The following is a 5,336-nucleotide window of genomic DNA, read 5'->3' as shown; positions in this document are numbered from 1 at the left end:
ATCGAACAAATCCCAGCACCAACATTACATCTGGAAGAAGCCAATCGATTAGCAGAATTGCCGATGAATTGCATCCAAACCGAATATCCTAACAAACTTGGCCAAACCATTGGTAGTAGTGCAGATCTAAAAGAACCAAAAACCCTTCATCCTGCATTTTATGGCTGTTTTGACTGGCATTCGTCTGTTCATGGGCATTGGAGTTTGGTCAGTTTGTTGAAACAGTTTCCAGTGTTGGATAAGAAAAATGAGATAACACAGATGCTCTTGCAAAACCTATCTAAAGAAAACATCATGGACGAAGTCAGTTATTTTTATGACAAACACAATACGAGCTATGAGCGCACTTACGGTTGGGCGTGGTTATTGAAACTTGCTGAGGAATTACATACGTGGGATACGCCATTGGCAAGGGAACTTGAAGCCAACTTGCAACCTTTAACTGATTTGATTGTTACCAAATACCTCGAGTTTTTGCCAAAGCTCAATTATCCAATACGTGTGGGCGAACATTCAAATACGGCCTTCGGGTTGTCATTTGCTTATGATTACGCCAAAATTGTAGGAAATGAAACGTTAGGATCTTTAATCACACAACGTTCGAAAGACTTTTATTTGAATGATGCGAATTGCCCGTTGACATGGGAACCCAGCGGCTTTGATTTTTTGTCGCCTTGTTTTGAAGAAGCGGCTTTGATGAAGCGTGTCCTTCCTAAAGAAGAATTTAAAACGTGGTTGTCAGATTTTCTCCCACAGTTAAGAGACAAGAACTTCACTTTGGAACCAGGGAAAGTAAGTGATAGAAGCGATGGGAAATTAGTGCATCTCGATGGGGTCAATTTTTCACGGGCATGGAGTTTATATGAGATTTCTAAAGGTTTACCAGAATATGCACATCTCAAAAATATTGCCAATGCACATATTAATTATTCCTTACCAAGTATTGTGGGTGATAGTTATGAAGGCGGTCATTGGTTGGGAAGTTTTGCTATTTATGCGCTAAATACCGTGGCGCGTGATTAAAATATAGAGGAGACTATCTGTTTGGACTAGAACGCAGATGACGCTGATTTTGGTGGATTTTCACTGATTTTTTTAAAGGTTTTACTCAAACTGATCGTTGGAATTTGGTGCTTTTTCTTTTTGATTTTTTTCAATCGCAAACCAGCCCGTCCGTTCAGGCGAGTGATGCTGATTTGGGAAGTTTTTTACTGATTTTTTTGGGTCTTATTTATATGAATCACTTTTTGGAATTTGGTGCTTTTTATTTTGGAATTTAATTTAGCTGCTTTGCGCCTCCGCGTCTCTGCGAGAAATAAGTAAGTCTTTTTTAAGTAGAATTTAGTATCTCATTTACAGGAAATTCTATTTTTTAGTCATTTATATGTAAATTTTCTATATTTTCATCCTCCAAACCTTAAAAACCAATCAATTATGAAAAATTTTATGATTCTTGTTATAGGAATACTTATTGGCGCATTGGCCATGTATTTTTATTGTTGCCAATCTAATGAAGAAAAAGTGGTAAGCAGCGCTCCGAAAGGTCTGATTACTCCTGACCAAGCCAAATCCTTAGATCTGGCTTATAATCCGAGATACAAATTAATCAGCGATTCTTTAGTTACTCGAAAAGGTGGCGATAACCGTTCGTCTTGGTATGGACTCGATCAAGTAAGAAATTATCTAAACTATGCTGAAAGAGAGGCCGAAAAATTAGGTTACACGATGGATGGTGTGCGCATCTATTTGGGTGCACATCCCGATCAAAACGGAGAAGCAGGATATACCACCATGTTTTTTATTCCAACAGGAAAATCTCATAAAGCAGAGGCCTCGATGTTGAATTTCTCTATGCAGTCAGGTGGCGGGGATATTCCTGGAGCGGGAGGAATGGATTTGGGTAGCAGCGGAAACCCTCCTAGAGCAAATTACCCACAGTGACAGGAAATTATTAACCTTTATATGTTATTTCATGAAAAAATTATTTCAAATTTTGTGATCTCTTTCTGTATGTAATTGGTTATTTAAAGTCGTACTATTGAGGACGTGAAAACAAGGTTTTAGAAAATCAGCTAATAGCTGAAAGGTCTAATTTTTTAAGTGCGCGCAGTAGAATTAAATCAAAAAAGGGAATCCCTCCAGAGTCAAATCTGGGGACATCCACCAGGTGCCAAATATCCTCAACTCCCAAAAGATGAATGAATTTTTAATAGAAAATTATTTTTTGATTATTTATTCAAGTGAAGCATTGGCAGCAGTTATAGGCTTGTTTAGTCTTAGGAAATATAAATCTACTGTTGCCAAATACTTTATTTTTTTTCTAATTTATTCAGTATTAATTGATTTTTCAGGAAATTACACCGTGTTTATTAAAGAGAATGGATTCTTGTATTTTTTAAAAGGGACCATATTCAATACTAATTATTTGTTCTTAACTTTTTTTTGGATAATCGTTGGAACCATTTTTTATCTTTTATATTTCAGAAAAATTATTAAGACACCACGATTGAAAATAATTTTGAAGTTTGCTGTACTTTTATATGTGCCATTCTGTTTGATTGGTTTGATCGTCTTTCATAAGTCCTTTTTTGAAGGCTTTGTTCCTTTTATTCAATTTCTTTCAGTATTTGCAGTTTTTTTAACAGTCAGTCTTTATTTTTATGAAATATTGAACAGTGAAATTATTTTGACATTTTACAAGTCACTCCATTTCTATATTGCCTCCACAGTCTTGATTTGGTGGCTAATCATAACACCCATGATTTTTCATGAAATTTATTTTTCAACGGCCGATTGGAATTTTGTCTTCTTAAAATGGCAAATTTTTCTCTTTGCGAATGTTTTCATGTATTTATCTTTTAGCTTTGCTTTACTATGGTGCAAACCGGAGAACGACTGATTAGTACTGATGCCCAACGGTATTTGTTATTGTATATGATTGCCGTTTTGGTAATTGTAACGGCACTTATTATTGTTTTTTTTATCGTTTTCCAAAAGCGAAAGAACAAGCTTTTGTTAGATAAATTAAAACAGCAAAAGGAATTTGAGGACACTGTAGCTAAGACAAGTGAAGAAATTCAAGAGCAAACCCTTAAATATATTGGTCAAGAATTACATGATAATATTGGTCAGTTATTATCTTTAGCGAGCATGCAGTTGGGCATGTTAAGTGTGAAAATATCTGAAGATATTAAAGATTCTTACGTAGAAACGCAAAAAATAATTAAGGACAGTTTAGCTGAGGTCCGGACCTTGTCAAAAGCCTTAAATACGGATGTTATTCAAAATCGAGGATTTTCAGAATCCATCAAGTTTGAAATTGAACGCCTTAATCGTATGAAATTAATTGCTGCGGAATTTTCAGTGGAAGGTAATCCGATCCCATTCGGGAATAAAAAAGATGGCATCATTTTATTCCGGATTTTACAGGAATTCATTTCAAATACGGTAAAACATTCGAACGCAACTGAATTGAAGATTGTTTTACATTACAAACAAGATGAGTTGCTTATTAAAGCCAGTGATGACGGTGTTGGATTTGTAATTGATGATGAAAAAGATAGTTCGGGTTTGTTGAACATGAAAAGTAGGGCAGAACTGACTGAATCTTCATATCGTTTGGTATCGCAACCTGATGAAGGCGTCCAACTGACTATTGCCTATCCAATTGTTGAGCGTTCTTTAAAAGCTAATGATTTACTTTAGAAATATGAGCCAACAAAATTTTGGAGGATTTTCTGAACTCAAAATCTTTTTTATTGGTCTCAAATTAAGTTAAAACCATGTGTTTTAATCCATCTCGCTTTAGCTTCTAGAATTTTTGACACGGATTTCACAGATTTTCACGAACTTATTCGTTCCCTGAGAATGCCGGCTCAAATTTTTCACTATAAATTTCACGAATGCAGCAGGCTTTTAGTTCGTTTTAAAAACCCCCGCCAGAACGTTTGTCGGGCTGGTATGGCATTTTAATCTATAGTGATTTAGTTACAAAAACAAGTCGCTGTTCTTTGTTCTAAAAGCGAAGCGTCGGCTGCTGAGCTTGTCGAAGTATCTTAATTCTTTTTATATCAAAAACACTAACCAAAATATTTTTCAGACTAATATTTTAACAATAATTCACGAAACAAGTCTTGGTTCTTTGTTCTAAAAGCGAAGCGGTCTTTATTCTCTTTTACAAACACGCCTTCCAAAGCGGATCATCTGGCAAAGGCGCTTCAAGATGAATCTGTTCATTTGAAACCGGATGTATAAAGGTTAATCCACGAGCGTGTAAACTAATGCTTGCATCTGGATTACTGCGGTCAAAACCATATTTTAAATCGCCTTTAATTGGGCAGCCAATACTTGATAATTGCGAACGGATTTGATGGTGCCGTCCAGTTTCCAATTCAACTTCGAGTAAATAGTAATTATCCAGTTTTTTTAGAATTTTATAATGCAGAATAGCTTTTTTGCTATCCTTGACTTCCTTGATATATGCCGTCGATTTGTTATTCTTCGGATTCTTTTTTAACCAATGCGTGAGCGTGTCCTCAGTTTTGGGAGGCATTTGTTTGACTAAAGCCCAATAGATTTTTTTAGCTTCTTTATCAGCGAATATTTTGTTGAGTCGGGGAAGCGCCTTACTTGTTTTTGAGAACATCACAATCCCAGTAGTTGGGCGATCTAATCGATGTACAACGCCAAGATAAACGTTCCCTGGTTTGTCGTATTTGTCCTTGATATAGGATTTAACAACCTCGCTCAAAGGTTCATCTCCGGTTTTGTCTCCTTGTACGATATCGCCAGCACGTTTATTGACAATAATAATGTGATTGTCTTCGTAAATGACTTGGAGATTGTTTTTATTGGAAAGTATCTTGGACACAGATTAATTTTTTGACACTAATTTCACTAATCAATAGAACGCAGATAACGCTGATTTTTTATGATTTACACTGATTTGCGTCGAGTACAGATTATCCTATTGGAATTTGATACTTATTTATTGGACTTTTTTTCTACTGCCAACTGAATACTGCCAACTAAACACTACCCTCTACCCACTAATACTGCTCCTCATCATTAGGAAAGTCTTCCGACTTCACATCTTTCACATATTGTGAAATAGAGTTGGTCATATCTTCATAAAGGTTCATGTAGCGACGTAAAAACCGCGGATTGAACTCATGGGTCATTCCTAACATATCATGCAATACAAGCACTTGTCCGTCCACACCATTGCCAGCACCAATACCAATCACAGGAATGGAAACGCTTTCAGCCACATCTTGTGCTAATTTTGCAGGAATCTTTTCCAACACAATAGCAAAACAACCGATTCTTTCGAGCAT

General features: G+C 36.0%; 5 protein-coding genes. 3 read left to right on the top strand and 2 right to left on the bottom strand.

Going from position 1 to position 5,336, the window contains the following annotated elements:
* From ABIQ28_RS01785 to ABIQ28_RS01775, 3 genes are all read left to right on the top strand, one after another.
* On the top strand, positions 1–1,023 hold a 1,023-nt coding region (locus ABIQ28_RS01785), incomplete at its 5' end, for a DUF2891 domain-containing protein (protein WP_348035038.1).
* A 411-nt stretch (positions 1,024–1,434) separates the two neighbouring features.
* Positions 1,435–1,941 (top strand): hypothetical protein, encoded by a 507-nt coding sequence (locus tag ABIQ28_RS01780; protein ID WP_348035037.1) that lies wholly within the window; start codon positions 1,435–1,437, stop codon positions 1,939–1,941.
* A 933-nt stretch (positions 1,942–2,874) separates the two neighbouring features.
* A complete protein-coding gene (locus ABIQ28_RS01775; protein ID WP_348035036.1) occupies positions 2,875–3,705 on the top strand; it encodes a histidine kinase in 831 nt (276 codons plus the stop codon).
* A gap of 469 nt (positions 3,706–4,174) precedes the next feature.
* Here ABIQ28_RS01775 and ABIQ28_RS01770 read toward each other — a convergent pair whose 3' ends face one another.
* Positions 4,175–4,870 (bottom strand): RluA family pseudouridine synthase, encoded by a 696-nt coding sequence (locus ABIQ28_RS01770; RefSeq protein ID WP_348035035.1) that lies wholly within the window; start codon positions 4,868–4,870, stop codon positions 4,175–4,177.
* 178 nt (positions 4,871–5,048) lie between these two features.
* Positions 5,049–5,336, bottom strand: a 288-nt coding sequence (locus ABIQ28_RS01765; protein WP_348035034.1) for a 3-methyl-2-oxobutanoate hydroxymethyltransferase, incomplete at its 5' end; no start/stop codon positions are given.

This window comes from Gelidibacter sp. (assembly GCF_039916245.1).
Classification (GTDB): Bacteria; Bacteroidota; Bacteroidia; order Flavobacteriales; family Flavobacteriaceae; genus Gelidibacter.
This window is presented reverse-complemented; position numbering and strand designations above follow the sequence as displayed.